We start from the raw sequence: 26554 nt of genomic DNA on the forward strand, positions 1-26554 counted from the left end.
TTCAGGCCGCGAAGTATTCCTGCAACGCGCGGACCTTGAGATCGCCCTCTAGATAGGCCTTGATCCCCTCGGCCGCGGCCATCGCGCCGGCTAGAGTGGTGTAATACGGCACCTTATGCAAGAGGGCCGCGCGCCGGAGCGAGCGCGAGTCCGACAGGGCGCCGGCCCCCTCGGTGGTGTTCAGGACGAGGTGGATCCCGCCGTTCTTGATGGCGTCGACCACGTGCGGCCGCCCCTCGAGAACCTTGTTGATCCGCTCGGCCGGGACGCCGTTCTCCACCAGATAGCGCTGCGTGCCGCCGGTCGCCAGGACGGTGAAGCCGAGATCGGACAGGAGCTTCATGGTCGGCAGGATGCGGGCCTTGTCGGCATCCCGCACCGAGACGAACACGGCGCCCGCCTTCGGCACCTGCGTGCCCGAGCCGAGCTGGCTCTTGGCGAAGGCCACGCCGAAGCTCGCGTCGAGCCCGATCACCTCGCCGGTCGAGCGCATCTCCGGGCCGAGCAGCACGTCGACGCCGGGGAAGCGGGCGAAGGGGAAGACCGCCTCCTTGACGGCGATATGGGGCAGGGTCTTCGGTTTCAGGCCGAAGGTCGCGAGCGGCTCGCCCGCCATGATCCGGGCCGCGATCTTGGCGATCGGCTCGCCGATGACCTTGGCGACGAACGGCACCGTGCGCGAGGCGCGGGGGTTCACCTCCAGCACGTAGATCGTGCCGTCCTTGATGGCGTACTGCACGTTCATCAGGCCGACGACGTTGAGCGCCAGCGCCATCGCTTTCGTCTGGCGCTCCAGCTCGTCCATGATCTCGGGCGAGAGCGAGCGCGGCGGCAGCGAGCAGGCCGAATCGCCGGAATGGATGCCGGCCTCCTCGATGTGCTCCATGATGCCGGCGATGAACACGTCCTTGCCGTCGCAGACCGCGTCGACGTCGACCTCGACCGCGTCCGAGAGGTAGCGGTCGAACAGGAGGGGGTTCTTGCCCAGCACCGTGTTGATCTGGCCGGTCTTGTCGTTCGGGTAACGGGCCTTCACCTCGGAGGGGATCAGGCTCGGCAGCGTGTCGAGCAGGTAGTCGGCGAACTGGGTCTCGTCGCGGATGATCGCCATGGCGCGGCCGCCGAGCACGTAGCTCGGGCGCACCACGAAGGGCAGGCCGAGCGTCTCGGCCACCAGCCGGCTCTGCTCCACCGAGTAGGCGATGCCGTTCTTCGGCTGCTTCATCGCGAGCTTGTCGAGGAGCCGCTTGAACTGGTCGCGGTCCTCGGCGAGGTCGATGGCGTCGGGCGAGGTGCCGAGGATCGGCACGCCGGCGGCCTCGAGGGCGCGGGCGAGCTTCAGCGGGGTCTGGCCGCCGAACTGCACGATCACGCCGTGCAGGGTGCCGGCCTGCCGCTCGGTCTCGATGATCTCCAGCACGTCCTCGGCGGTCAGCGGCTCGAAGTAGAGCCGGTCGGAGGTGTCGTAGTCGGTCGAGACCGTCTCCGGGTTGCAGTTGACCATGATGGTCTCGTAGCCCGCGTCCGACAGCGCGAAGCAGGCGTGGCAGCAGCAATAGTCGAACTCGATGCCCTGGCCGATCCGGTTCGGGCCGCCGCCGAGGATCACGACCTTCTTGCGGTCCGAGGGCTGCGCCTCGTCGACCACCGCGCCCGCGAAGGGCGCCACGTAGGTCGAGTACATGTAGGCGGTGGGCGACTTGAACTCCGCCGCGCAGGTGTCGATGCGCTTGTAGACCGGGCGCACCGCCAGGGCGCGACGGGCCGCGCCGACGGCGGCCTCGTCGATCTTGGCCAGAACCGCGAGGCGGGCATCCGAGAAGCCGGCGGCCTTGAGCTGGCGGAAGGCGCCGGCCGTCTTCGGCAGGCCGTGGGCCTTCACGCGGTTCTCCAGATCGATGATCGCCTGGAGTTGCTCCAGGAACCACGGGTCGATCTTGCAGGAGGCGTAGACCTGCTCGTGGCTGACGCCGAGGCGCAGCGCCTGCGCGACCTTCAGGAGCCGGTCCGGGGTCGGGGTGCCGATCGCCGCCTTGATGGCGTTGTGGTCGTCGCCCTTGCCCAGCCCCTCGATCTCGATGTCGTCGAGGCCGGTCAGGCCGGTCTCCAGCGAGCGGAGCGCCTTCTGCAGCGATTCGGCGAAGCAGCGGCCGATCGCCATGGCCTCGCCCACCGACTTCATCGCGGTCGTGAGCGTCGGCTCGGCGCCCGGGAATTTCTCGAACGCGAACCTCGGAATTTTGGTGACGACGTAGTCGATCGTCGGCTCGAACGAGGCCGGGGTCGCGCCGCCGGTGATGTCGTTGGCGATCTCGTCCAGCGTGTAGCCGACCGCGAGCTTGGCCGCGACCTTGGCGATCGGGAAGCCGGTGGCCTTCGAGGCGAGCGCCGAGGAGCGCGAGACGCGCGGGTTCATCTCGATCACGATCATGCGCCCGTTCTCGGGGTTGATCGCGAACTGCACGTTGGAGCCGCCGGTCTCGACGCCGATCTCGCGGAGCACCGCCAGCGATGCGTCGCGCATCACTTGGTATTCCTTGTCGGTGAGCGTCAGCGCCGGGGCGACGGTGATCGAATCGCCCGTGTGCACGCCCATCGGGTCGATGTTCTCGATGGAGCAGACGATGATGCAGTTGTCGTTCCGGTCCCGGACGACCTCCATCTCGTACTCCTTCCAGCCGAGCACGCTCTCCTCGATCAGCACCTCGTTGGTCGGCGACGCGTCGATGCCGCGCTCGACGATGTCGAGGAACTCCTCGCGGTTGTAGGCGATGCCGCCGCCGGTGCCGCCCATGGTGAAGGACGGCCGGATGATCGCCGGCAGGCCGACCTCGGCCAGCGCGATCAGGGCCTGCCCGATGGCGTGCTCGCCGTAGCGCTTGCGCCGCTCGGTCTCGCCCGCGGCCCAGCTCTTCTCGTAGGCCGCCAGGGCCGTCTGGCGCGCCGCCGGATCGGTGTTGGCCGCCTCGATCCTGGCGATCTCGGCCAGGTAGGTTTGACGGTCGGCCTTCTTGGCCGCCGAGGCGTTGGCGAGCGCCGATTTCGGGGTGTCGAGCCCGATCTTGGTCATGGCGTCGCGGAACAGGCTCCGGTCCTCGGCCTTGTCGATGGCCTCGGCGGTGGCGCCGATCATCTGCACGCCGTACTTGGCGAGCACGCCCATCTTCTGCAGCGACAGGGCGCAGTTCAGCGCCGTCTGGCCGCCCATGGTCGGCAGGATCGCGTCGGGGCGCTCCTTCTCGATGATCTTGGCGACGATCTCCGGCGTGATCGGCTCGACGTAGGTCGCGTCCGCCATGTCCGGGTCGGTCATGATGGTCGCGGGGTTCGAGTTCACCAGCACGATGCGGTAGCCCTCCTCGCGGAGGGCCTTGCAGGCCTGGGTGCCGGAATAATCGAACTCGCAGGCCTGTCCGATGATGATCGGACCCGCACCGATGATCAGGATCGAGGAGATGTCGGTGCGTTTGGGCATCGTGGGCCTTCTCAGGCCAAGCGCGCCCGATCGGGCACGGCTCGACTGAGCCCTGCTCCCGGACGCGCGTGGCGGGAATGTCGTTGAGCCCCGCGTTTACACGGGCCACGGGCGCTTTGGAAGGCCGGGACAACCGCGCAATCTGGCCGAGGGGCCGGCGCGCGCGGGCCGCCGGGCTCCGTCGATCTGGAGTATTTAAAAATTCTCGCAAGCATTCATTGAATTCTTGCGGGCGATCGGCGCCTGACCGTAAGGCTCGGTCGATCGCGCGACCCGTCGATCGACATCGTACTTGTTCGAGACTGAAAATGCTCAGGCCAACCCTGCCCGTCGCCGCACTTCTGATCGCCTCGATCGCGGGCGCGAACGCCTCGGAAGTCTCCATCAAGACGTTGAACAGCGGCCCGGGCGGGATGATGGTCTTCGATCCGGCCTTCGTGAAAATTCAGCCCGGCGACACGGTGCGGTTCGTTCCGGCCGACAAGGGTCACACTGCCGAGCTGATCAAGGGCATGGCGCCCGAGGGCGCGGTACCGTTCAAGACGGTGGTCGGCAAGGAGGAGACCGTGACCTTCGACAAGCCCGGTCTCTACGGAATCAAGTGCGCGCCGCACTACATCATGGGGATGGTCGGCCTCGTCCAGGTCGGCGACAAGCCCGACAATCTGGAGGCGGCGAGGGCGGTGCCGCAGAACAAGCTGGCCGCCAAGCGGTTCGAGCCGCTGTTCGAGAAGGTCCGGTAGGCGTCGGGGCGGCGCGCGCCGCCCCGTGCCGCCTCAGAAACCGGCGTGGAGCGCCGCGACCGCGCGGTCGATCGACAGGTAGAACATCCCGAAGGCCACGACGGCGGCGGCCGCGAACTCGACGGCGACGTTCGAGAGCGTCTGCGCGCGGCGCAGGGCCTCGCGGCCGAAATAGACCGAGACCCAGGCGAGGGCGAGGACCGCCGGCATGGCGAACAGGTAGGACACCGTGCTCTCGACGCGGTCGAAGCCGCCGGTCGGGTCGATCAGCGCCCGGATGTTGCGCACCCAGGGAGCGTAGAAGGCGGCGTAGAGGGCGGTCAGCCAGGACAGGCCCACGGCGACGCCCAGGTGGAAGGTGAAGCTGCGATGCAGGCGGGAGAAATCGTCGCGCGCCTCGTCGATGGTCATCCGGCAATCCCCTGAGACGGGCCGCCGTCGCAGGGCGCGGATGCGCCGCCGGTCGCGGGCCGTCATGAGCCCCCTTAAGCCGTCCGATCTGGCGGATTTTATGGCCCCGCCGCGGCCCGATTGGGGTCGGGGCGGCGGCCCGGCCGTGTCCCGCCGTCGCCGCGCGGCGATGCCGGCGGGACGGGGGCCGTACCGGGTCCTCAGGCGCTCTTCGCGGTCTCAGCAGTGCCGGAGCGCATCAGCGTCACGAAGCGCTCGAAGAGGTAGTGGCTGTCGCGCGGGCCGGGGGAGGCCTCCGGGTGGTGCTGCACCGAGAAGGCCGGGCGGTCGGTGAGGGTCAGGCCGCAATTCGAGCCGTCGAACAGCGACACGTGGGTCTCCACGGCCGTCTCCGGCAGGCTGTCCGGGTCCACCGCGAAGCCGTGGTTCATCGACACGATCTCGACCTTGCCGGTGGTCTTGTCCTTCACCGGGTGGTTCGCGCCGTGGTGGCCCTGGCCCATCTTCACGGTCCGGCCGCCGAGGGCGAGACCCATCAGCTGGTGGCCGAGGCAGATGCCGAAGGTCGGCACCTTCTCGTCCAGGAGCCTGCGAATCACCGGGACCGCGTAGGCGCCGGTGGCGGCCGGATCGCCGGGGCCGTTCGACAGGAACACGCCGTCCGGCTTCAGCGCCAGGATCTCCTCGGCCGTCGTGGTGGCCGGCACCACGGTGACGTCGCAGCCGGCCTGGGCGAGGAGGCGCAGGATGTTGCGCTTCACGCCGTAATCGATGGCCACGACCTTGAGGCCCTCGCCGGGTGCGCGCGTGCCGTAGCCGTTGCCGAGCGCCCATACGGTCTCGGACCATTCCGACTTCGCGCGGCTCGTCACCGGCGGAACGAGGTCCAGCCCCTCCATGGGCGCGAGGGCCGCCGCGCGGGCCTTGAGGGCCTCGCGGTCGAAATTCCCCTGGGGATCGTTGGCGATCACGGCGTTGGGCATGCCCTGGTCGCGGATGCGGGCCGTGAGCGCCCGGGTGTCGACGCCGGTGATGCCGACGATGCCGCGCGCCCTGAGCCACCCGTCGAGATGCGACGAGGACCGCCAGTTCGACGGGTTCGTCACCGCCGAGGCGATGACGGTGCCGCGGACGCCCGAGGCCGGCGCCGCCTCCAGGCTCTCCAGATCCTCGTCGTTGGTGCCGACGTTGCCGATATGCGGGAAGGTGAAGGTGACGATCTGGCCGGCATAGGACGGGTCCGTCAGGATCTCCTGGTAGCCGGTCATCGCCGTGTTGAAACAGACCTCACCGTCGGCCACGCCGGCCTGGCCGATGCCGAATCCCTCCAGGACGGTGCCGTCGGCCAGAACGAGCAGCGCCGTCGCGACGGGCTCGGCCCAGGGCTCGGGAGCCTGAGGCTCGGGGGCATGCGCGGCGGCGTCTTGCAGCATGGGCTGAGTCTCGCTTATGTCCGGCCGAAGGCGGGCGCCGGCTCTCGGCGCTCTCGGCTTGCGGCATGATCGTGTGCGGCGCTCTTAGCCAGCGGCCCGCGATGGGGTCAATGTGGCTCCGCCTCCCGCAGGGCTCAACACCCGCAAACCGCAGGCCAGCCCCCCGCTTCGATCGTTGGAAGGTCACCGAGATGCTGCGCGCGCGCTTCACCACCGAGATGAAGGAAGCCATGAAGGCCGGCGACAAGGACAGGCTCGCCACCGTCCGGATGATTCAGGCTGCCCTGAAGGACCGGGACATCGAGGCGCGCGGCAACGGCAAGGAGCCGATCTCCGACGAGGAGATCCTGTCGCTGCTGCAGAAGATGATCAAGCAGCGCACCGAATCGGCCGCCGTCTACGAGCAGGGCGGCCGCCCGGAACTCGCCGCCAACGAGCGCGCCGAGATCGCGATCGTCGAGAGCTTCCTGCCGAAGCAGATGGACGAGACCGAGATGAAGGCCGCGGTCGAGGCAGCGATCCTCGAGACCGGCGCCGCCGGGCCGAAGGACATGGGCAAGGTGATCGGCGCCCTGAAGGGGACTTTCGTGGGCCGGATGGATTTCGGCAAGGCCAGCGGGCTGGTGAAGGCGGCGCTGGCGGCGAAGGGCTGAACCTCTCCCCGCAATCCTCCACCGGATTCCGGGGGCGTGAGGGACTCGGTCAGGCGTCTCGCGCTATAGGAGCAGGTCCACGCAACCGTCCCAGGCCCCGTGCGCTATCCGCCCCACATCCTGGAAGAGATCCGCTCACGGCTGCCGGCCTCGTCGGTGGTCGGCCGCCGCGTGCAGCTGAAGAAGGCCGGCCGCGAATGGCGCGGCCTGTCGCCGTTCAACGCCGAGAAGACGCCGTCCTTCTACGTGAACGACCAGAAGCAGTTCTACCACTGCTTCTCGTCCTCCAAGCACGGCGACATCTTCACCTTCCTCATGGAGACGGAAGGCCTCAGCTTCCCCGAGGCGGTCGAGCGGCTCGCGGGCGAGGCCGGCGTCAGCCTGCCGGCGCCCACCGAGGACAACCGCGCCAGCGAGCAGAAGCGGGCCGGCGCGATCGAGGTCATGGAGATGGCCGCGCGCTGGTTCGAGGAGCGCCTGCGGTCGGGCCAGGGCAGCGAGGCCCGCGCCTATCTCGAGCGGCGCGGATTGCGGGACGAGACGCAGCGCGCCTTCCGCCTCGGCTACGCGCCGGGCGAGCGCTACGCGCTGCGCGACCACCTCGCCGGGCAGGGCGTCGAGAAGGCGCTGATGGTCGAGCTCGGCCTGCTCGCGGCGGGGGAGGGGGTCTCCGTCCCCTACGACTATTTCCGCGACCGGGTCATGTTCCCGATCACCGACGCCCGCGGCCGGGTCGTGGCCTTCGGCGGCCGGGCGCTCGCCAAGGAGGTGCGCGCCAAGTACCTCAACTCGCCGGAGACGCCGCTCTTCCACAAAGGCCGGACGCTCTACAACCTGCACGGTGCCCGCAAGGCCGCCCACGACCGCGGATCGATCATCGCGGTCGAGGGCTACGTCGACGTCATCGCCATGACGCTCGCCGGCCATCCCGAGACCGTGGCCCCCCTGGGCACAGCCCTCACGGAGGACCAGCTCGGCCTGCTCTGGCGCCACGCCGACGAGCCGATCCTCTGCTTCGACGGCGACAAGGCCGGCCAGCGGGCCGCGTTCCGGGCCCTCGACATCGCGCTGCCGCTCCTCGAACCCGGCCGCTCGCTCCGGATCGCGCTGCTTCCGGGCGGCCAGGACCCGGACGACCTGCTGCGGTCGGGCGGCCCGACGGCGATCGACCAAGTCCTGACGGCGGCGCTTCCCCTGTCGGAGCTGCTGTGGCGGCGCGCTCTCGAGGCGGGACCGGTCGACACGCCGGAGCGCCGCGCCGGCCTGACGCAGACTCTGCGTACAACCGTCGCGACGATCCGCGACGAGACCGTGCGGCGCTACTACCGCGACGATATCGAGGAGCGCCTGCGCGGCCTGTCGCCCCGCGGCGGCCGCGCCGCCGGCGGGACCCCGCGCGGTCGCCAGCGCTTCGCCCGCCCCGGCGAGCCCGTCTCGCCGCGCATCACCGGCAGCCCCAGCCCTTCGGTGACGGCCTCGGCGGGCTTCACGGGCGCCGCCCCGGTGCGCGAGGCGGTGATCGTCGGCACCCTGCTGGCCCACCCCGAGATGATGGCGGAGTTCGGCGAGGAGGCGGCCGAGCTCGACTTCGAGGATCCCGACGCCCGTACGCTGCTGTCGGTCCTGCTGGCCTGCGCGGCCGAGGACGAGCACGCGGCGCCCGAGGTGTTGCAGAACCGCATCAACCGCGCCGGACTCACTGGGGCGGCCGACCGAATCCTCGCTCTGGCTCGCTCGCGGGACCGCACGACCCTCGCCCCGCACGCCGATCCTGGCCACCGCGCAGACGCGCTCCGACAGGCGATGATCTTGCACCGGCAGGCAGGAGCGCTACATAGCGAACTTCGCGAAGCACGGCAGGCGTTTGAGGACGATCCGACCGATGCCGGATGGGCATGGCTCTGCGAAGTGAAGGCGAGGCTGGAAACCGTCATCGCCGCCGAGGCGGAGGCCGATGCACCGGTGTCGAGCGACTCGACGGCCGCGTAATGCCTGTGTCATGGCGGTGGCGGGGGGCAGTGTCCCGCCATAGTTAACAATCGGTCAAGCCTCGGGCTTGCATACGGATACCGACGACTCACGGCGATTGGAGCGATCCGGCGCCGATCTCACGGAGCGGCGCCGACGGCGTGGACCGGCCTCATCGGGGCCTCCGCTACGCGCCGCGTGCGAAACAATAGGCTGATCATGGCGACGAAGGCAACGGAACGGGACGAGACGGACGCTGCCCCCGAGCAGCAGACCGACGGGCCGCTCCTCGACCTGACGGATGCTTCGGTCAAGCGGATGGTCAAGCTCGCCAAGAAGCGCGGCTACGTGACCTACGAGGAGGTCAACGAGGTGCTGCCCGAGGGCCAGTCCGATCCGGACCAGCTCGAGGACGTGCTCTCGCAGCTCTCCGAGATGGGCATCAACGTCGTCGAGGCCGAGGAGACCGACGAGGCCGCCGGCGAGAAGGCCGCGGACGGCGAGGAGGAGGAGGCCGAAGGCGGCGAGGTCGCCGAGGTCGCGCCGGCGCGCGCCGTCGCGGTCGCCACCACGACCAAGGAGCCGACCGACCGCACCGACGATCCGGTGCGCATGTACCTGCGCGAGATGGGCTCGGTGGAGCTCCTGTCCCGCGAGGGCGAGATCGCCATCGCCAAGCGCATCGAGGCCGGCCGCGAGGCGATGATCGCGGGCCTCTGCGAGAGCCCGCTGACCTTCCAGGCGATCATCATCTGGCGGGACGAACTCGTGGAGGGCAAGGTCCTCCTGCGCGACATCATCGACCTCGAGGCGACCTACGCGGGCCCGGACGGCAAGAACGGCCCGCAGATCGGCGAGGCCGAGGGCGAGGAGGGGTCGGAGGACGGCGAGCCGGCGACCCCGGAGGGCGGCGACGACGAGGACGATCTCGAGAACAACGTCTCGCTCGCCGCCATGGAGGCGGAGATCAAGCCGCGGGTCCTCGAGACCTTCGACGCGATCGCCGCGAACTACCGCAAGCTGCGCAAGTTCCAGATTGAGGGCACCGAGCGCAAGGCTGCGGGCGAGCAGAACACCCCGGCCCAGAACCAGAAGCAGATCGAGCTGAAGGACATCGTCGTCGCCGACGTGAAGTCCCTCTCGCTCAACAACAACCGCATCGAGGCGCTGGTCGGCCAGCTCTACTCGATCAACAAGCAGCTGATAGGCCACGAGGGCCGGCTGATGCGCTTCGCCGAGAGCCACGGCGTGGCGCGCGACGAGTTCCTGCGCCACTACCAGGGCTACGAGCTCGATCCCAACTGGATGGAGCGCGTCGGGACCCTCGGCGGCAAGGGCTGGAAGAACCTGGTCGAGCGCGGCTCGCGGCAGGTCGCGGAGCTGCGCGCGCAGATCCTCGACCTCGCCTCGGAGACGGGCCTGGAGATCGGCGAGTACCGCCGCATCGTCAACATGGTCCAGAAGGGCGAGCGCGAGGCCCGTCAGGCCAAGAAGGAGATGATCGAGGCGAACCTGCGCCTCGTGATCTCGATCGCCAAGAAGTACACGAACCGCGGCCTGCAGTTCCTGGACCTGATCCAGGAGGGCAACATCGGTCTGATGAAGGCGGTCGACAAGTTCGAGTACCGCCGAGGCTACAAGTTCTCGACCTACGCCACGTGGTGGATCCGGCAGGCGATCACCCGCTCGATCGCCGACCAGGCGCGCACGATCCGCATCCCGGTGCACATGATCGAGACGATCAACAAGATCGTCCGCACGTCGCGCCAGATGCTGCACGAGATCGGCCGCGAGCCGACACCGGAGGAGCTGGCCGAGAAGCTGGCCATGCCGCTGGAGAAGGTCCGCAAGGTCCTGAAGATCGCCAAGGAGCCGATCTCCCTCGAGACGCCCATCGGCGACGAGGAGGACAGCCACCTCGGCGACTTCATCGAGGACAAGAACGTCGTCCTGCCGATCGACGCGGCGATCCAGTCGAACCTGCGCGAGACCACGACGCGCGTGCTCGCCTCGCTCACGCCCCGCGAGGAGCGCGTGCTGCGCATGCGCTTCGGCATCGGCATGAACACCGACCACACCCTCGAGGAGGTCGGCCAGCAGTTCTCGGTGACCCGCGAGCGCATCCGCCAGATCGAGGCGAAGGCGCTGCGGAAGCTGAAGCATCCCTCGCGCAGCCGGAAGCTCAGGAGCTTCCTGGACAACTGAGCCTGCGCCGCGGATCGCGCGGCGCTTCCCCGTCGCCCGCGTTGCCTCGGTGCCGCGCGGCATCCAGTCTGGCGCCATGCTCGAACGCCGCCCGCCAACGCCCGGATCCCCGACGGCCTTCGCGGACGGCTCGGAGGCCGACGACGTGCCCTTCGGCGCGCTCCAGCCCTCCGTGGGCATCCGCGACTGGCTGCTCGGCGAGGGCGCGCGGATGCCCAACGCCGAGGAGATGCTGGCCGGGCTCGCCGAGCGCCTGATCGCGATCGGCGTGCCGGTGGACCGGGCCTCGACGGCCATCGACACCCTGCACTCGGAATATGCCGGGGTCGGCCGCATCTGGACCCGGGACGGCGGCACCACCGTGCGGCTGTTCCCCCACGGGGCCCGCTCGACGGACGCCTACCTCAACAGCCCGTTCCACACGGTCCACGAGACCGGCGAGTGGCTGATCCTCGACCTGTCGAAGACCCCGGACGACGCCTACGCGATCGTCCCGGACCTGAAGGCCGGCGGTTACACCCACTACGTGGTGGCGCCCCTGTTCTTCACGAACGGCACGCAGAACGGCATCACCTTCGCCACGCGGGCCCCCGAGGGGTTCCGGGACGACGACATCGCGATCCTCCGCTTCGTCATGCCGGCGCTGGCGGCGGTGATGGAGATGCGCGTCCTCAACAAGCAGCTCGATCACGTGCTCCGGCTCTACGTCGGCGACGAGCCGCACCGGGCGATCCTGGCCGGGGACATCCGCCGGGGGCAGGTGACGCGGATCCGCTCGGCGATCCTGTTCGCCGACATGCGCGACTACACCCGCACAACCGCCGACATGACGCCCGAGGAGGCGGTCGGCCTGCTCAACGTGTTCTTCGACTGCCTCGTGCCGCCGATCGAGCGGGAGGGCGGCGAGGTCCTGAAGTATCTCGGCGACGGCCTGCTGGCGATCTTCCGGGAGTCCGGCGACGACCTGGGCGGCGCGGCCAAAGGCGCGCTCACGGCGGCCCAGCACGCCCTGGCGGCCCTCGACGAGGCGAACGCCCTGCACCAGTTCCCGGTGCCGGTCGCCGCGGGCATCGCGCTCCACCACGGCGAAGCCGCCTACGGCAATGTCGGGTCCGGCTCCCGCCTCGACTTCACGGTGATCGGCCGCGACGTGAACCTCGCGAGCCGCATCGCGCAGCTGAACCGCGCCCTCGGCGAGCCGCTGCTGATGTCGAAGCCCTTCGTGGACTTCCTCTGGGGCGACCCGATCCCGCTCGGCGAGCACCGTCTCAACGGGTTCGACGAGCCGATGGCGGTGTTCCGGCCGAAATTCCTGCGCCCGCGCAGGTCGAGCTGAGCCGCCTCCCGAGCGCGTGACCGATCGATCCCTGAACGACACCGGGCCGTCCTGCCCGTCCGCCGTCATCCGCCGTTCGCCGCCCGGGCGTGCGCGGTCGATCTCACCACGTCGGCACGAACGGCAGAGCGTAGGGAGTATGACGGCAGCCCCAGACCGGGTCGATCATCTTCGCCAACACGTCCCGGGCCAGGGCGCCGGCGCGTAGGGCGACGTCCCGCGGGACCTGCGTCCGTTCGAGGATCTTCAGGCAGGCGTGACCGCAGGCGCTGTATTGGCCGCTGTGGTACGCGTTGAGGGCGAACTCGTCGAGCAAGCCGTACTCGTAGACCCACGGGTTCAGAGAGATCCCCTCGCTCGGAAGCTCGAGCGCGAGGCCAGCCTCGGCATACCGATAGCCCTCCGCGAACCGCTTTCTCAGCCTGCAGAACCGACTGGCCCCGTGGCGCGCCTCCGCCCGCGCGGGACGGACCGCGGTCGCGCGCTCGTAGAGATCCAGCACCCGGTCCTCCGGCTCGTGGAGGCGCTCCGCGTTCACCGCAGCCATCAGCAGGTTGAAATAGACTTCCTCGTCCCATCCGCCGAGATCGGCCCGCTTCAGAAAGCACGCGAGGGCCTTCCGGTGTTCCCCGGCGGCGTCGTACGTGGTCCCGAGGTACATCGTGTACCGCGCGATCATGAAAGGGTCCGTCTCGACCGCCAGCGCCTTCTCGAGGACGGCGATATCCCGCGCATCCGCAGTCGCGTCGCGGTGGCGGGCGCCGTCGCCGCCGCGGCGCATCGCGAGGGGCAGGATCGGCGTCTCGGTCACGCCGGGGCAGCTGAGAAATTCGTGCAGGACGCCCCGGTAGCGCCAGTTCTCCCGGCTGTTGACCAGCTGGTTGCGCCAGTAGCGCGTGTGTTCGTCGATGATCTCGAAGCGGTAGCCGGGCGCGCGCAGCTTCGGCATCGTGAAGTCCGCCGGGATGATCAGCTCATCGTCGGCGTCGATGATCAGCACGTACTGCGCGTGCCGCCGCGCGAGTTTCAGAGCCTCGTTCCGATTGAAAGCGAAATCGACCCACGGGCGCTCGACCAGGGCTCCCGGTATGTCCGCCAGCGCGGCGCGGACGATATCCTGGGTTCCGTCCGTCGAGCCGGTATCAACGATGATCCAATGATGGATCATCGGACGCACAGAGTCGAGGCAACGCCGGATAACGGGGGCCTCGTCCTTCACGATCATGGACAAACAGATGGTCGACCCGCGATTCGTCATTCTGAAGCCGCTCCACGCCGCGCCCTTATTCAGAACACGCAGTCGTAGACACTCCTAGCACCGCCATCATGCATTGACAAAACAATCGTCCTGACCGGCAAAGCTTACGTTAAAGCGCGTATCTACAGCACGATCGCTCCAACGTACATCAATACTTGAGCACAACAAGGGAGCCTCAACAGGCACGTTGATCCGCGGAGATTGATCGAGCGGCCGCGAGACCATGTCGGGCACGCCGGCCCGGTGTCTGTACACCGGTGGCAGCGGCGCAGCCGGTCCCGCGTGCGCCCCGCGAGAACGCCACGATCACGAAGGTCAGGGCGGAGGATCTCGGCGCTTCAGCCCCTGAGCGTCATCGTGCTGCCGGAGACGCCGAAATCGCGCAGACGCCTGAGGAACGACATGCCGAGAAGGCTGGTGGACAGGAGCCCGCGCGGGATCACCACCGCATCGACGTCCCGCACCGTGATCGATCCGATCTGCACGATGGCGATCCGGATCGGCGCCACGCGGACCGTGCCGTTCGCGGTGTTCCAGACGCGCGTGAAATCGGACGGACCGACCCGGATCCCGATCCGCGCGGCGTCCTCCTCGGAGAACGCGCAGGCACTCGCCCCGGTATCCACCATCATCGGCAACGAGCGGCCGTCCAGCAGCGCGTTGACGAAGAAGTGGCCGTTGCGCCCGGCCTGGAGAGCCACACCGGCGGCATCGACCGCGAGAGCCGGCTCCGGCGGCGGAGTGACGGCGAGGGCCACCGGCGCCGGCCGCATGCCGTCGCGCAGCTTCAGGACGGCCGTGACGCCGAGGAAGCCGAGCAGGCAGATCAATAGGATTGCGCGCACGCGAATTCGCCCGTGACGTGGAGTGCCGGCGACCGGAGACGTTCCGGAATCCCGGCGATGAGATGCCAGACCGGTGAAGGGATGGTGCGCGATCGCGATCGCCGCCGGCGCACGCGTGCCGATTCCGCTGCGATTGGTATCCAGATCATCACCGGGATCCGCGGATTGTCGCTGGAACGACCGGATGGCTGCGGCGCGGGGTTGACCGGCCGCAGCCGGGAAGCCACATCTGCCTCTGTTCCAGGGAGATCCCCGGCAAGGGGCTGAGAAACCGCTGGCACGTCCGTCAGGACCTGCGGCGCGGAAATCCTTCGAACCTGATCCGGCTCATACCGGCGTAGGGATTGGACCGCGGCCGCCCGACAGGCAGGCCACAGCTTCTCACCGAAGCGCACGGCCCGGTCACCGCGACGGCATTCCGCGGAGATGATTGTGCCCCTCGACCGCCCCGCCTCACCGATCGGACGCCGCCGCAAACCGGACGGCAGCGCCGCGCCGGCGTCCCTTCCGGCGCGGACCGACGTGGCCGTCGTCGGCGGCGGGCTGATCGGGCTGTCGATCGCGTGGCGCCTCGCCCGGGCCGGCCGCGCCGTGACGGTGCTGGAGCGGGACACGATCGGCGCGGGCGCGAGCCTCGCGGCCACCGGCATGCTGGCCCCGGCCGCCGAGCACGAGCCCGGGTCCGACCCGCTGCTGCCCCTCGCACTGGATTCGCTGCGGCTCTGGCCCGGGTTCCGCGACGCGCTGGAGGCCGAATCCGGCCGCGCGATCGACTACCGGGCCGACGGCACCCTGGTGCTGGCGGTCGGCCGCGACGAGGTCGAGCGCCTGCGCTTCCGCTACGACCTGCAGCGCCGCTCCGGCCTCGCGGCCACCTGGCTGCCGGGCAGCGAGGTGCGGCGCCTGGAGCCGGGCCTGCGCCCCTCCGTCACCGCCGGGATCCACTGCCCGCTCGACCATCAGGTCGATCCCCGTCTGGTCATGGACGCCCTCACCGAGGCCTGCCGCCGGGCCGGCGTCGTCCTGGTGGAGCGGACGCCCGTCACCGCCCTGGACTGGTCGGGCGGCCGCGTCACCGGGATCCGTGCCGGCGACCGCGTCGTGGCGGCGGAGACCGTCATCCTCGCCTCCGGTGCCTGGAGCGGGGAGGGCGGCCTGCTGCCCGACGCGCTCGCCCTGCCGGTCCGCCCGCTCAAGGGCCAGTCCCTGGCCCTGCGCACCACCCCCCGCACCGGTACCCTGGCGCGGATGGTCTGGACCGAGCAGGTCCACATGGCGCCGAAGAGCGACGGCCAGCTCATCGTCGGCGCGACCGTCGAGGATTGCGGCTTCCGGCCCGGCGTCACCGCCGGCGGGCTCTACGCCCTGCTGGAAGGCGCCCGCCGGGTGCTGCCCGGCATCGAGGAGATGGAGGTGGAGGCGGTGTGGAGCGGCTACCGTCCGACCTCGGACGACGACGCGCCGATCCTCGACGCGATCGCCCCGGGCCTCGTCGCCGCCACCGGGCATCACCGCAACGGCTACCTGCTCGCCCCGGTGACCGCCGACGCGGTCGCCGCGCTGGTGCTGCACGGCGCGCTGCCGGATGTCGCCCGTCCCTTCACCCGCGCGCGCTTCGGGCAGCCGGAAGCGCTGAGGGAATCGGCATGAAACTTCTCGTCAACGGTGAGCCGCGCGACTGCGCGGTCGAGACGGTGGACGCCCTGTTCCGCCTGGAAGCGGAGGAGGGCGGCATCGAGAGTCCGCAGGGCGTCGCCATCGCGCTGAACGGCCGGGTTCTGCGCCGCCGGGACTGGGGCGAGACCCCGGTCGCGGAGGGCGACCGCGTCGAGATCGTCCGCGCCATGCAGGGAGGTTGAGCATGGACCCGAGTCACACGCCGTCCCGCCCCGAGGGCGGGGACGACAGCCTGACCATTGCCGGGGTGACGCTGTCGTCCCGGCTGTTCATCGGCACCGCCGGCTACCCGACACAGGCGATCATGCGCGACGCCGTCGCGGCGAGCGGCGCCGACGTGGTCACCGCCTCGATCCGCCGGGTCTCGCTCCAGGGCCACGGCTCGGACACGGTCAAGATCCTGAAGGGCAAGCGCTTCCTGCCGAACACCGCCGGCTGCGAGACGGCCCGGGACGCGATCATGACCGCCGAGCTCGCCCGGGAGGCGCTCGACACCAACTGGATCAAGGTCGAGGTGATCGGCGACCGGGAGACGCTGTACCCGGACGTGACCGAGCTGATCGAGGCCTGTCGCCATCTCGTGGACGACGGCTTCGTGGTGCTGCCCTACTGCAACGACGACCCGATCGTGTGCCAGCGCCTGGAGGATCTCGGCTGCGCCGCCGTCATGCCCATGGGCTCGCTGATCGGCTCCGGGATGGGCGTCGCCAACCCGGCCAACCTGGAGCTGATCTGCCGCCGGGCGAGGGTGCCGGTGGTGGTCGATGCCGGGATCGGCACCGCCTCGGACGCGGTGATCGCCATGGAACTCGGCGCTTCCGCCTGCCTGATCAACACCGCGATCGCCAAGGCCGACGATCCGGTGCGGATGGCCCGCGCCATGGGCCGGGCCGTGGAGGCCGGGCGCGACGCGCATCTCGCCGGGCGGATCCCTCGCCGCGGCCGGGCCGAGCCGTCGAGCCCGCAGCTCGGCCTCGTCGGCTCGTGAGGGTGCTGCCGTCGCCGCTGCTGGCGGTGACGGACCGGCACGGGCACCCGCGGCCCCTCGCCGAGACCGTCCAGGCGATCCTCGACGGCGGCGGGCGCTGGATCTGGTTCCGCGACAGGGACCTGGATGCGGATGCCCGCCTGCATCTCGGCGCGGGCGTCGCCGCGCGCGTGCGCGCCGCGAACGGTGTCCTGACGGTCGGCGGCGACGTCGCGCTGGCGCGCGCCCTCGAAGCCGACGGCGTGCATCTCGGCGGCGGCTCGGGACCGGAGGCGATCGCGGCGGCGCGGGCCACCCTGGGCGAGGCCGCGCTGATCGGCGTTTCCGCGCACGCGCCGCGTGAGGCCGCGGCCGCCGCGACGGCCGGCGCCGACTACGTGACCCTCAGCCCGATCTACGCGACGGCGAGCAAGCCGGGCTACGGACCGGCTCTCGGACCGGAGGGCCTCGCCGCCGCGCGTGCGGCGGGCCTGCCGATCGTGGCCCTGGGCGGTGTCGGTCCGGCAGTGATCGGGGCCTGTCGCGCGGCGGGGGCGGCGGGCTTCGCCGTCATGGGTGGCCCGATGCGGGCCATGGATCCGGCCGACGCGACGCGGGCGCTCCTGGAGGCCTGGGGTGTAGCGGAGTCCACAGCGGCTCGGACAGCCACGTGGAATGCAGCCCCGTCCTAGGTGCTGGAAGGCCCGTAGGGCGGGCGCGGAATCGCCCGGTGCGCGGCCCGGAGCGCCGCCGACCAGCGCTCGCGCAGGTCGTGGAAGTAGCCCTCGCCGGCCTCGATCCGGTGGTTCACCTCGAGCGTCAGCGCGTTCCGGCGGGCGACCGCGATGTCGATCGGCAGGCCGACGCCCAGATTCGACCGCATGGTCGAATCCATCGAGACCAAGCTCACCTTGAGGGCGTCGTAGAGGTCGGTCGTGTACTTCACCGCCCGGTCGAGGATCGGCTTGCCGTACTTGTGCTCGCCGATCTGGAGGAACGGCGCGTCGGTGCTGCACTCGATGAAGTTGCCGGCGGAGTAGATCAGGTACAGCCGCATCTCGCCGGTGCCGATCTGGCCGCCGAACAGAAGCGAGATCGAGAACCGGATGTTGGCCGCCTCGAACCCGTCCTTCTCGATCGCGCGGACCCGCCGGATGGCCCGGCCGATCAGCTGCGCCGCCTGGAACATGGTCGGCGCCTCGACGAGCTTCTGCGGCGGCTCGCCCTCCTCCTCGCCGGGCACGCCCTCCTGGAGCAGGCTGAGCACCGACTGGGTGATCGAGAGGTTGCCCGCGGAGGCGAGCATCATCACCCGCTCGCCCGGCACGTTGAAATGGTGGAGCTTGCGGTAGGTCGAGATGTCGTCGAGCCCCGCATTGGTGCGGGTATCGGCGACCATGACCAGCCCTTCCTCCACCAGGACACCGACGCAGTAGGTCATCGTCTTCGGGCTCTCGTGCGGTCGGCGGACCGGGGTCGGTACGATCAGGATTGAGCGGCGGCCCTGCCTTGCTCGACCCGGAGCTTCACGTCCAGTGTCTCGGTGCCACCGCCGGTCCGGCTGCCGCGGATCGGCGCCGCGCCGAGATAGTCCAGGCCGGTGGCGACGCGGATGTAATTGTCCGCCGGGCTGACATCGTAGCACGGGTCGAACGCCACCCAGCCGAGATCCGGCACCAGGGCCTCGACCCAGCCGTGGGGCGCCTCGACATCCGCCTGGCCGTCGTCGCGGGCCCGATAGCCGGCGACGTAGCGGGAAGGGATGCCGATGTGGCGGGCGGCGGCGATCAGGACGTGGGCGAGGTCCTGACAGACGCCGCTGCCGGCCGCGAACGCCTTGGCGGCCGGGACCGCGCCGCTCGCGGGACCGGGCTCGTGGGCCACGGCGCCGTGGACGGCGCCCATCAGCCGGTGGAGCCGGGCCAGGACGGCGCCGTCGCCCTCCGCGGCGACGCGCTCCGCGAAGGCGTGCAGCTCAGGGCTCGCGACGCACAGGTCCGTGTCGCGCAGGTAGAATTCGTCCGGCAGGCGCTCCACCGTGCCGCGGACGACGCCGTGGGTGTCGTCGGTGTCGACCTCGCCGGTGACCCGGATGGTCAGGGCGTCGGCCGGCTCGTCCGGGGTGAACCAGTGGACGACGTTGCCGAACCCGTCCTCGCGGGCGGTCAGCCGCCCGTCGACGGTGGTGTCGATCCGCCACCCGCGAACGTACTGCCCGTCATGGTCCCGCGGCGTCAGCCGCAGGACCTGCACGAGCCCGCGGGCCGGCTGCTCGTACGTGTAGATGGTCTCGTGAACCACGCGGATGCGCATGCGCCGTCCTGTCCGTCCCGTTCAGCCGACCAGATACTGCTTGGCGATCGCCTCGCCCACCTTGTTGTTCTCGGCGATGAACGCCTCGACGAACTCGTGCAGCCCGGTGGCGAAGACACGGTCGATATCCTCGCCCTCCAGCTTCGCCAACATGTTTCCCGCGAGACGCTGGCTCGGCCCCCGGCGGCCGTAGGCGTCGGCGATCAGGTCGAGATACTCGACGATGACGCCGTAGCAGTTCGCGAAGGAGCGCGGCATCTGCTTGTTGAGCATCAGGAGGTCCGCCACGAGCAGCGGCTTGATGCTCTCCCGGTAGACCCAGTGGTAGGCGTTGAACGCCGACACTTCGCGCAGGATCGTGGTCCACTGGAAGTAGTCGAGGCTGCCGCCCACCGTCTCGTCGTGCGGCAGCAGGATCTGGTACTTCACGTCGAGGATGCGGGCGGTGTTGTCGGCCCGCTCGATCGCCGTGCCGAGCCGGGTGAACCAGAAGGCGTCGTTGCGCAGCATCGTCCGGAAGGCCGAGCCGTCGAAGGTCAGCGAGACGGTCTTCACCCAGTCGAGGAAGCGGCCGAACTCGTCGCGGTTGAGGTCCTTGCCGGCGTAGTTGCGCAGCTCCAGCCACGCGCCGTTGATCGCGTCCCACATCTCGGTGGTGAGCGCCGTGCGCACCGAGCGGGCATTCTCGCGGGCCGCCTCGATGCAGGAGCGGATCGAGGACGGGTTGTGCGGGCTGAAGGCCAGGAAGTCGCAGACCGTGTCGGCGTTGACCGCGCTGTAATGGGTCTTGAACGCGTCGGGGTCGCCGGCCGAGGCGAGGGCCGAGTCCCACTCGTTGCTCCCGCCGCCGCCGTAGCTCGTCGGAAGCGACGCGAATCGGTGTGCCGCGTCGAGAATGCGGGCGACGAAGTCGGCCCGCTCGACGTAGCGGGAGAGCCAGAAGAGGTTGTCGGCAGTCCTGGAGAGCATCGGTCTTCAGCCAAGTCGTGCGGACCACGATGTCCGCGCCTCGGAACGTCCGGATATCGCGGAGCTCAGGCGTCGAGCACCCAGGTGTCCTTGGTGCCACCGCCCTGGCTGGAATTGACCACCAGGGAGCCTTCCTTCAGCGCCACCCGGGTCAGGCCGCCCGGGACGATGCGGATCTTGTCGGCCCCGCACAGCACGAAGGGCCGCAGGTCGACGTGGCGGGGGGCGACGCCCGAGGCCACGAAGGTCGGGCAGGTGGAGAGCGACAGGGTCGGCTGGGCGATGAACCCGTCCGGGGCGTGCTTGAGCTTCTTGGCGAAATCGTCGAGCTCGCGCTTGCTCGCGTGCGGCCCGACCAGCATCCCGTAGCCGCCCGAGCCGTTGACCTCCTTCACCACCAGCTCGGACAGGTTGTCCATCACGTACGCGAACGCGTCCTTCTCGCGGCACCGATAGGTCGGAACGTTGTGCAGGATCGGCTCCTCGCCGGTGAAGAACTTCACGATCTCCGGCATGTAGCTGTAGACCGCCTTGTCGTCCGAGATGCCGGTCCCGACCGCGTTGGCGAGGGTGACCGAGCCGCGCTCGTAGGCGTTCATCAGGCCGGGCACGCCGAGGACCGAATCCGGGCGGAAGACCAGCGGGTCGAGGAAGTCGTCGTCGAGGCGGCGGTAGATCACGTCGACCTTCCGCGGCCCCTCGGTCGTGCGCATGTAGACGACGTCGTCCTTGGTGAAGAGGTCGGACGCCTCCACCAGCTCGACGCCGAGCTTGTCGGCCAGGAACGAGTGCTCGTAGAACGCGGAGTTGTAGCGCCCCGGGGTCAGCAGAACGACGGTCGGGTCGCGGGTCGCCGAGCCCGGCGCGAGGCTGCGCAGGGTGGCGAGCAGGGCGTCCGGGTAGTTCTCGACCGGCGCGACGCGGTGCTTCGAGAACAGGTCCGGGAACAGGCGCAGCATCACCTCCCGGTTCTCCAGCATGTAGGAGACGCCCGACGGGATGCGGGCGTTGTCCTCCAGCACGAAGAAATCGTTCTCGCCGGTCCGGACGATGTCGATGCCGGCGATGTGGACGTAGAGGTCGTGCGGCACGCGGAAGGACCGCATCTCCATGCGGTAATGGGCGTTGCGGTAGACGAGGTCGGCCGGGATGATGCCGGCCTTGATGCATTCCTGGGCGCCGTAGATGTCCTTCAGGAACAGGTTGATGGCCGTGACCCGCTGCGTCAGGCCGCGCTCCAGGAAGGCCCATTCCGGCTTGGTGATCACCCGGGGGATGATGTCGAACGGGATCAGCCGCTCGGTCGACTCGTTGTCGCCGTAGACCGCGAAGGTGATGCCGATCCGTCGGAACAGCAGCTCGGCCTGGCTGCGGCGGGTGTTGAAATGCTCGGGCGGCGTCGAGTCGAGCCAGGCCTTGAGCTGGCCGTAGGCGTCGCGGACGGCTGCCGGATCGGCCGCGCCGATCCCGTTCATCTCGTCGAAGGCCGTCACCGCCATCTCACTCCTCCCGTACGCTCTCGCTCTTGAGGCAAGAGGCGCGCCACCCGTTCATGGCTATATCCGCGGGCGATAACGCTCAAGGCGGCCGGAGGATCAGATCAGCTTCAGGCCTTTCAGGCTCGCGTGACCGTTTCGGCCGAGGATCACGTGATCGTGGACCACGATCTTGAGCGGCGCCAGGACCGCCACGACCTCGCGGGTCATCGCCACGTCGGCCGCGGAGGGGGCGGGGTCGCCCGACGGGTGGTTGTGGGCCAGGATGATGGCCGTCGCCGAGAGCTCGAGTGCCCGGCGGGCGACCTCGCGCGGGTAGACCGGCGTATGATCGACGGTGCCGCGCCCCTGCACCTCGTCGGCGATGAGGTGGTTGCGCTTGTCGAGGAACAGGACGCGGAACTCCTCCCGCGGGGCGAACGCCATGGTGGTGCGCAGGTACTCGTGCAGCGCGCTCCACGAGCCCAGGAGCGCGCGCTCCCGGATCGCGCCCCGGGCGAGCCGCCGCGCCGCGGCCTCGATCACCTTGAGGTCGGACGCGACAGCGGCGCTCACGCCCTCCACTTCCATGAGCCGCGCCGGCTCGGCGCTGACCACCTCGGCGAAGCTGCCGAACCGGGCGACCAGCGCCTTGGCGAGGGGCTTCACGTCGCGCCGGGGGATCGCCCGGAACAGGACGAGTTCCAGCATCTCGTAATCGGGCAGCGCGTCCGGACCGGCCGCCGAGAACTTCTCCCGCAGGCGGTCGCGATGGCCGTGATAGTGCGGCGTCTCCTTCTCGACCGGAGACGGCGCGGCGCTGTCGGCGAACAGCCCCGCGTCACCGTCGTCCTGCCGCTCGGGCACGGCCGGTCAGGCGGCCGGGTTGACGGGCTGATGCAGCCCCTTCGGCGAGATCGTGAAGATCTCGACGCCGGTTTCGGTGACGCCCACCGTGTGCTCGAACTGGGCGGAGAGCGAGCGGTCGCGGGTCACGGCGGTCCAGCCGTCGCCCAGAACCTTCACGGCCGGCCGGCCGAGATTGATCATCGGCTCGATCGTGAAGAACTGGCCGGGCTTGAACGGCACGTCGTAGCTGGCCTCGACGTAGTGCAGGATCGTGGGCGCGTCGTGATAGGTGCGCCCGAGGCCGTGGCCGCAGAAGTCGCGCACCACCGAGCAGCGCTCGCCTTCCGCGAAGGACTGGATCGCCCGTCCGATATCGTTGGTCGAGCCGCCGGGCTTCACGGCGGCGACGCCGCGCATCAGCGCCTCGTAGGTGATCTCGCACAGGCGCTGGGCCTTGCGCGGCACCCCGCCGACATAGGCCATCCGGCTCGAATCACCGTGCCAGCCGTCGAGGATCAGGCAGATGTCGAGATTGACGATGTCGCCCTCGCGCAGAGGCTTGTCGTTGGGGATGCCGTGGCAGACCACGTGGTTGATCGAGGTGCAGATCGACTTCGGGTAGCCGCGGTAGAGCAGCGACGCCGGATAGGCGCCGTGGTCCATCGCGAAAGTGTAGGCGAGCCTGTCGAGCTCCTCGGTGGTGACGCCCGGCTGCGTCGCCTCCATCAGCAGGTCGAGGGCCTCGGCGGTGAGCCGCCCCGCCCGGCGCATGCCCTCGAAACCCTCGGGACCGTGGATCGGCGGTTCCGGGGCGCGGCGCGCACCCTGCGCACTGGCCTGTTCCTGCTGCATGATCGGGACTTTGTTCGCGGCGGCATCAATCGGGCTTCGCCCTATGTACGGCGCGGGGCCCGGGAGTCCAAGCCGCATCGGTCGCGGGCCGGGCGAGGCTTGCGCCGGTCGCGGGGCTGGCGGCATAAGCGGCCGCGAGACGCCCGGGAGCGCGCAGGCAGATTCGCCGCGCGGTCGGTCGCGGGGCAGACGAGGGCCGGATGGCAGGCAAGGCGGTACCGCACTTCCACAACGAGCCGGGCGTGCCGGTGATCACCGTGGGCGTGAAGGAATTCATGTGCATCGGCGCGCTGCCGCCGTTCGACCACCCGCACGTGTTCCTCGACATGGGCGCCGACAGCGAGATCATCTGCCAATACTGCTCGACGCTCTATCGCTACCGGGCCGGCCTGAAGGCCGACGAGGCGGAGCCGCAGGCCTGCGTGTGGCGGGACGACGCCAAGCTCGCGGCGGAGTAGGCGCCGCCCACCGTGCCCTCTGGCAGTCCATCTCTGCGGATCGGGATCGTCGGGGCCGGGATCGGCGGCCTGACGGCGGCGCTGGCGCTGTCGGATGCCGGCCACGCCGTCACGGTGATCGAGCGCCGGACCGGCTTCAGTGAGGTCGGGGCCGGGATCCAGATCTCGCCCAACGCGAGCCACGTTCTCGCCGGTCTCGGGCTCTCCGCGGCCCTGCGCCGGGCGGCGAGCGAGCCGCCCGGCGTGGAGGTGCGCGCGCTCGACAGCGGCCGCCGCATCGGCGGCGTCGCGCTCGGTGCGCGGGCGCAGAGCCGGTTCGGCGCGCCCTACTACGTCATTCACCGCGCCGACCTGCAGACGCTGCTGCTCGACGCATTCCGGAGCCGCTCGACGATCCGCCTGCTGATGGGCCGCACCGTGACGGCCGTGTCCGAGACGGCGTCGGAAGCCGTCCTCACCGTCGAGGGCGCGAGCGGGGCCCAGCCGGTCGCCTTCGACCTCGCGATCGGCGCGGACGGGCTCCGCTCGCGCCTGCGCGCGCATCTCGACTCGGCGCCGCTCCGGCCGGGTCAGGCCGCGGCGTGGCGGGCGCTCATCCCCATGGAGGCGGTCCCGCAGGACCTGCGCGGCGCCGCCACCGGCCTGTGGCTCGGCCGCGGCCGGCACGTGGTCCATTACCCGGTGCGGGACGGCCAGTTCCTCAACGTGGTGGCAGTCGTGCCCGAGGCGGTGGGCGACGAGGGCTGGGGCCGGCTCGGGGAGCCGGCCGTGCTGCGCGGGCATCTGCGCGGCTGCGCCGCGCCGCTGCGCGATCTCCTGAGCCTGCCGGATTCCTGGCTGGTCTGGTCGCTCGCCGACCGCGCCGTCGCGCGCCCGCTCGCCCGCGACCGGCTCGCGCTGATCGGCGATGCCGGTCACCCGGTGCTGCCCTACCTCGCGCAGGGGGCCGCCCTGGCGATCGAGGACGCCGCGGTCCTGACCCGCGCCCTCGCGGACCACGCCGACGTGCCGGCCGCACTCGCGGCGTTCTCGGGCGCGCGGACCGCCCGGGTGCGCAAGGTCCAGACGGCGGCGCGCAGCAACGGCCGGACCTACCACGCCGGCGGCGTGGTGGCGTTCGTGCGCGACGCCGTGATGTCGCGTCTCGGCCCGGACGGCATGCGGGACCGCTACGCCTGGCTGTACGGGTGGACGCCCCCCGCTTGATCGGACCCGCCGGCCCCGCTACCGAGGGCGGATGCGGACGTGGCGGAACCGGTAGACGCACGAGACTTAAAATCTTGCGGCCGCGAGGCCGTGCGGGTTCGAGTCCCGCCGTCCGCACCAGCACGCAGCGCGACGCCGGACCGGGATGCCGGAGGGAATGGCGTGGTCTACGTGCTCATCATCATGCTGGCCGGCTCGGGCTCGGCGATCGGGTCCGTCGAGTTCAACACCCGGCAGGCCTGCGAGGCCGCCGCGAAGCAGATCGCCGAGGCCGAGCGGCCCTACGGCGGGGCGTCCCCGGTCACCGTGTGCGCGCCGAAGGGGTGAGGGCCCGACAGTCCCGAAGACGGGGGATCCGTCGCATTCGAGCGATCGCCGAAACCGGCCCTTCGCGTCTGCCTGCCAGGGTCCGGACGGGGAGTATCCGGCATGATCGACGCCCTTCAGACCGCCGCCACCGGCATGGCCCGGGCCACCGACCGGCTCGGGAAAGCGGCCGAGACTATCGCGGCGAGCGGCGCGCCCACCGGCGACACGGCCCTGCCGCCGGCCGCGCAGGTGGACCTGTCGGGGGCCGCGCTGGACCTGATCGGGTCGCGATCGGCCTTCGCGCTGAATGCCGCGGTGGCGCGCTCGGCCGACCGCATGATGGGTCAGCTCCTCGACGTCACCGCCTGAGGCCGGGGAGCGCGAGGCCGGCCAGGATCGCGGCCGCCGCGAAGAGCAGGGCCACGCCCACGAGGCGGTAGGCCACGACCCCCACCACCCCGCCCGCCAGGAAGGCGCCGACGGTCGAGAGGTACAGCCGCAGCCGCACGGGATCGTGGGCCCTCAGCGGGTCGGAGCCCGGCGGACCGCGATCGAGCCAGCGCGCGAGCTCGATGCCGATGTCGGTGATCATGCCGGTGACGTGCGTGGTCCGGACCCGCGACTCGGAGATCTTGGTCACGGCCGCGTTCTGGAGGCCCAGGACGAAACTCAGGCCGAGCACCAGGGCGTGGCTCCGCGCCGGCTCGTGGAGCGGCAGCACGAGCAGGCCGACGGCGACGAGGAGGATCGCCTCCGCGCAGACCCCGTAGGCGTAGGCGCCCGGATGGTGACCGCGGCGGCGGCGGCGGATCAGCAGCGTCGCGGTGGCGGCACCGAGCACGAACAGGATGACGAGCAGGCCGGCCTGCGCGGCCAGGAGCAGGTCGCCGGTGCCGGTCCTGTCCGAGATGGCCGAGACGTTCCCGGTCATGTTCGAGGCGTAGAGGCCGACCGCGTAGAAGCCGGCGGTGTTCAGCGCGCCGGCCACCCCCGCGAGGGAGAGGGCGAGCGCCCTGTCGGCCTCCGGGGTGCGCGTCTCGCCTTCGTGGACCAGCATGGACCCGTGTCGATGACCCGTCGGTGGGGTGCCGAGAGCCGGATTCGGCCGGCGCCGCCACCGTCATAAGCCACGCGCCGGGGCGCCGTCACGGC

25 protein-coding genes, 1 tRNA gene and 1 riboswitch are annotated in these 26554 nt (G+C 70.3%); of the genes, 14 read left to right on the plus strand and 12 right to left on the minus strand.

All coding sequences use genetic code 11. From position 1 onward, the window contains the following. Nucleotide 1: 1 nt before the first annotated feature. Complete coding sequence (carB, locus tag ACLBXO_RS14035; protein WP_447685728.1) at nucleotides 2-3475, minus strand: carbamoyl-phosphate synthase large subunit; 3474 nt, start codon at nucleotides 3473-3475, stop codon at nucleotides 2-4. A 308-nt stretch (nucleotides 3476-3783) separates the two neighbouring features. On the opposite strand from carB, the gene ACLBXO_RS14040 reads away from it, so the two are divergent. Continuing rightward, on the plus strand, nucleotides 3784-4218 hold the full coding sequence (locus ACLBXO_RS14040) for a pseudoazurin (protein ID WP_447685729.1): 435 nt from the start codon (nucleotides 3784-3786) through the stop codon (nucleotides 4216-4218). Nucleotides 4219-4251: 33 nt separating this feature from the next. Here ACLBXO_RS14040 and ACLBXO_RS14045 read toward each other — a convergent pair whose 3' ends face one another. Both ACLBXO_RS14045 and carA read right to left on the minus strand, forming a co-directional pair. Continuing rightward, entirely contained in the window at nucleotides 4252-4629 is a 378-nt protein-coding gene (locus tag ACLBXO_RS14045) for a hypothetical protein (RefSeq protein ID WP_331315234.1), read from the minus strand. 200 nt (nucleotides 4630-4829) lie between these two features. Continuing rightward, entirely contained in the window at nucleotides 4830-6062 is a 1233-nt protein-coding gene (gene carA, locus ACLBXO_RS14050; RefSeq protein ID WP_447685730.1) for a glutamine-hydrolyzing carbamoyl-phosphate synthase small subunit, read from the minus strand. A 191-nt stretch (nucleotides 6063-6253) separates the two neighbouring features. Between carA and ACLBXO_RS14055 the strand changes: the two genes are divergently transcribed. The 4 genes from ACLBXO_RS14055 to ACLBXO_RS14070 all read left to right on the plus strand — a co-directional run bounded on the left by ACLBXO_RS14055 (nucleotide 6254) and on the right by ACLBXO_RS14070 (nucleotide 12224). Beyond that, on the plus strand, nucleotides 6254-6715 hold the full coding sequence (locus tag ACLBXO_RS14055) for a GatB/YqeY domain-containing protein (protein WP_331315231.1): 462 nt from the start codon (nucleotides 6254-6256) through the stop codon (nucleotides 6713-6715). A gap of 99 nt (nucleotides 6716-6814) precedes the next feature. Continuing rightward, on the plus strand, nucleotides 6815-8704 hold the full coding sequence (gene dnaG, locus ACLBXO_RS14060; RefSeq protein WP_447685731.1) for a DNA primase: 1890 nt from the start codon (nucleotides 6815-6817) through the stop codon (nucleotides 8702-8704). A 198-nt stretch (nucleotides 8705-8902) separates the two neighbouring features. Continuing rightward, complete coding sequence (gene rpoD / locus ACLBXO_RS14065) at nucleotides 8903-10888, plus strand: RNA polymerase sigma factor RpoD (RefSeq protein ID WP_331315227.1); 1986 nt, start codon at nucleotides 8903-8905, stop codon at nucleotides 10886-10888. 76 nt (nucleotides 10889-10964) lie between these two features. Next, entirely contained in the window at nucleotides 10965-12224 is a 1260-nt protein-coding gene (locus ACLBXO_RS14070; RefSeq protein ID WP_024831064.1) for an adenylate/guanylate cyclase domain-containing protein, read from the plus strand. A gap of 103 nt (nucleotides 12225-12327) precedes the next feature. Here ACLBXO_RS14070 and ACLBXO_RS14075 read toward each other — a convergent pair whose 3' ends face one another. Together ACLBXO_RS14075 and ACLBXO_RS14080 are read right to left on the minus strand one after the other, a co-directional pair. Further along, a complete protein-coding gene (locus ACLBXO_RS14075) occupies nucleotides 12328-13449 on the minus strand; it encodes a glycosyltransferase (protein ID WP_447685732.1) in 1122 nt (373 codons plus the stop codon). 371 nt (nucleotides 13450-13820) lie between these two features. Next, entirely contained in the window at nucleotides 13821-14327 is a 507-nt protein-coding gene (locus tag ACLBXO_RS14080; RefSeq protein ID WP_331315222.1) for a TIGR02281 family clan AA aspartic protease, read from the minus strand. Nucleotides 14328-14560: 233 nt separating this feature from the next. Then, nucleotides 14561-14689: riboswitch (TPP riboswitch) on the plus strand. A 64-nt stretch (nucleotides 14690-14753) separates the two neighbouring features. Between ACLBXO_RS14080 and thiO the strand changes: the two genes are divergently transcribed. Genes thiO through ACLBXO_RS14100 form a run of 4 tightly spaced genes read left to right on the plus strand, consistent with a single transcriptional unit; the run spans nucleotide 14754 to nucleotide 17663 of the window. Further along, on the plus strand, nucleotides 14754-15977 hold the full coding sequence (gene thiO, locus ACLBXO_RS14085; RefSeq protein WP_447685733.1) for a glycine oxidase ThiO: 1224 nt from the start codon (nucleotides 14754-14756) through the stop codon (nucleotides 15975-15977). Further along, nucleotides 15974-16186 (plus strand): sulfur carrier protein ThiS, encoded by a 213-nt coding sequence (gene thiS / locus ACLBXO_RS14090; RefSeq protein WP_331315221.1) that lies wholly within the window; start codon nucleotides 15974-15976, stop codon nucleotides 16184-16186. The genes thiO and thiS overlap by 4 nt, the downstream gene beginning before the upstream one ends. A gap of 2 nt (nucleotides 16187-16188) precedes the next feature. Next, entirely contained in the window at nucleotides 16189-16992 is an 804-nt protein-coding gene (thiG, locus tag ACLBXO_RS14095) for a thiazole synthase (RefSeq protein WP_331315220.1), read from the plus strand. Next, nucleotides 16989-17663: a thiamine phosphate synthase gene (locus ACLBXO_RS14100; protein ID WP_447685734.1), complete on the plus strand. Its 675-nt coding sequence runs from the start codon at nucleotides 16989-16991 to the stop codon at nucleotides 17661-17663. The genes thiG and ACLBXO_RS14100 overlap by 4 nt, the downstream gene beginning before the upstream one ends. Here ACLBXO_RS14100 and ACLBXO_RS14105 read toward each other — a convergent pair. The 6 genes from ACLBXO_RS14105 to map all read right to left on the minus strand — a co-directional run bounded on the left by ACLBXO_RS14105 (nucleotide 17660) and on the right by map (nucleotide 23429). Beyond that, on the minus strand, nucleotides 17660-18412 hold the full coding sequence (locus ACLBXO_RS14105) for a peptidase (protein ID WP_331315218.1): 753 nt from the start codon (nucleotides 18410-18412) through the stop codon (nucleotides 17660-17662). The genes ACLBXO_RS14100 and ACLBXO_RS14105 overlap by 4 nt on opposite strands. 44 nt (nucleotides 18413-18456) lie before the next feature. Beyond that, nucleotides 18457-19284: a transglutaminase family protein gene (locus tag ACLBXO_RS14110; protein WP_331315217.1), complete on the minus strand. Its 828-nt coding sequence runs from the start codon at nucleotides 19282-19284 to the stop codon at nucleotides 18457-18459. 21 nt (nucleotides 19285-19305) lie between these two features. Beyond that, nucleotides 19306-20253 (minus strand): alpha-E domain-containing protein, encoded by a 948-nt coding sequence (locus ACLBXO_RS14115; RefSeq protein WP_331315216.1) that lies wholly within the window; start codon nucleotides 20251-20253, stop codon nucleotides 19306-19308. Between the two features lie 65 nt (nucleotides 20254-20318). Next, nucleotides 20319-21752, minus strand: coding sequence for a circularly permuted type 2 ATP-grasp protein (locus ACLBXO_RS14120; protein WP_331315214.1), 1434 nt, complete (start codon nucleotides 21750-21752; stop codon nucleotides 20319-20321). Between the two features lie 96 nt (nucleotides 21753-21848). After that, a complete protein-coding gene (radC, locus tag ACLBXO_RS14125; RefSeq protein ID WP_447685735.1) occupies nucleotides 21849-22595 on the minus strand; it encodes a RadC family protein in 747 nt (248 codons plus the stop codon). A 6-nt stretch (nucleotides 22596-22601) separates the two neighbouring features. Beyond that, entirely contained in the window at nucleotides 22602-23429 is an 828-nt protein-coding gene (gene map / locus ACLBXO_RS14130) for a type I methionyl aminopeptidase (RefSeq protein WP_447685736.1), read from the minus strand. A 200-nt stretch (nucleotides 23430-23629) separates the two neighbouring features. On the opposite strand from map, the gene ACLBXO_RS14135 reads away from it, so the two are divergent. The 5 genes from ACLBXO_RS14135 to ACLBXO_RS14155 all read left to right on the plus strand — a co-directional run bounded on the left by ACLBXO_RS14135 (nucleotide 23630) and on the right by ACLBXO_RS14155 (nucleotide 25771). Then, a complete protein-coding gene (locus tag ACLBXO_RS14135) occupies nucleotides 23630-23887 on the plus strand; it encodes a zinc-finger domain-containing protein (protein WP_091779433.1) in 258 nt (85 codons plus the stop codon). A gap of 12 nt (nucleotides 23888-23899) precedes the next feature. After that, nucleotides 23900-25093, plus strand: a complete 1194-nt coding sequence (locus tag ACLBXO_RS14140) for an FAD-dependent monooxygenase (protein WP_447685737.1) — start codon at nucleotides 23900-23902, stop codon at nucleotides 25091-25093. 33 nt (nucleotides 25094-25126) lie between these two features. Further along, nucleotides 25127-25213: transfer RNA gene (locus ACLBXO_RS14145), tRNA-Leu, on the plus strand. A 42-nt stretch (nucleotides 25214-25255) separates the two neighbouring features. Further along, nucleotides 25256-25420 carry a hypothetical protein gene (locus ACLBXO_RS14150; protein WP_331315208.1) on the plus strand — a complete coding sequence of 55 codons (165 nt, stop codon included), beginning with the start codon at nucleotides 25256-25258 and terminating at the stop codon, nucleotides 25418-25420. Between the two features lie 102 nt (nucleotides 25421-25522). After that, nucleotides 25523-25771, plus strand: a complete 249-nt coding sequence (locus tag ACLBXO_RS14155) for a flagellar protein (protein WP_331315206.1) — start codon at nucleotides 25523-25525, stop codon at nucleotides 25769-25771. Here ACLBXO_RS14155 and ACLBXO_RS14160 read toward each other — a convergent pair. Further along, a complete protein-coding gene (locus ACLBXO_RS14160; RefSeq protein WP_447685738.1) occupies nucleotides 25761-26459 on the minus strand; it encodes a YoaK family protein in 699 nt (232 codons plus the stop codon). The two genes, ACLBXO_RS14155 and ACLBXO_RS14160, sit on opposite strands and share 11 nt — an antisense overlap. Nucleotides 26460-26554 lie beyond the last annotated feature (95 nt).

It is taken from the genome of Methylobacterium sp. C33D (assembly GCF_053345825.1).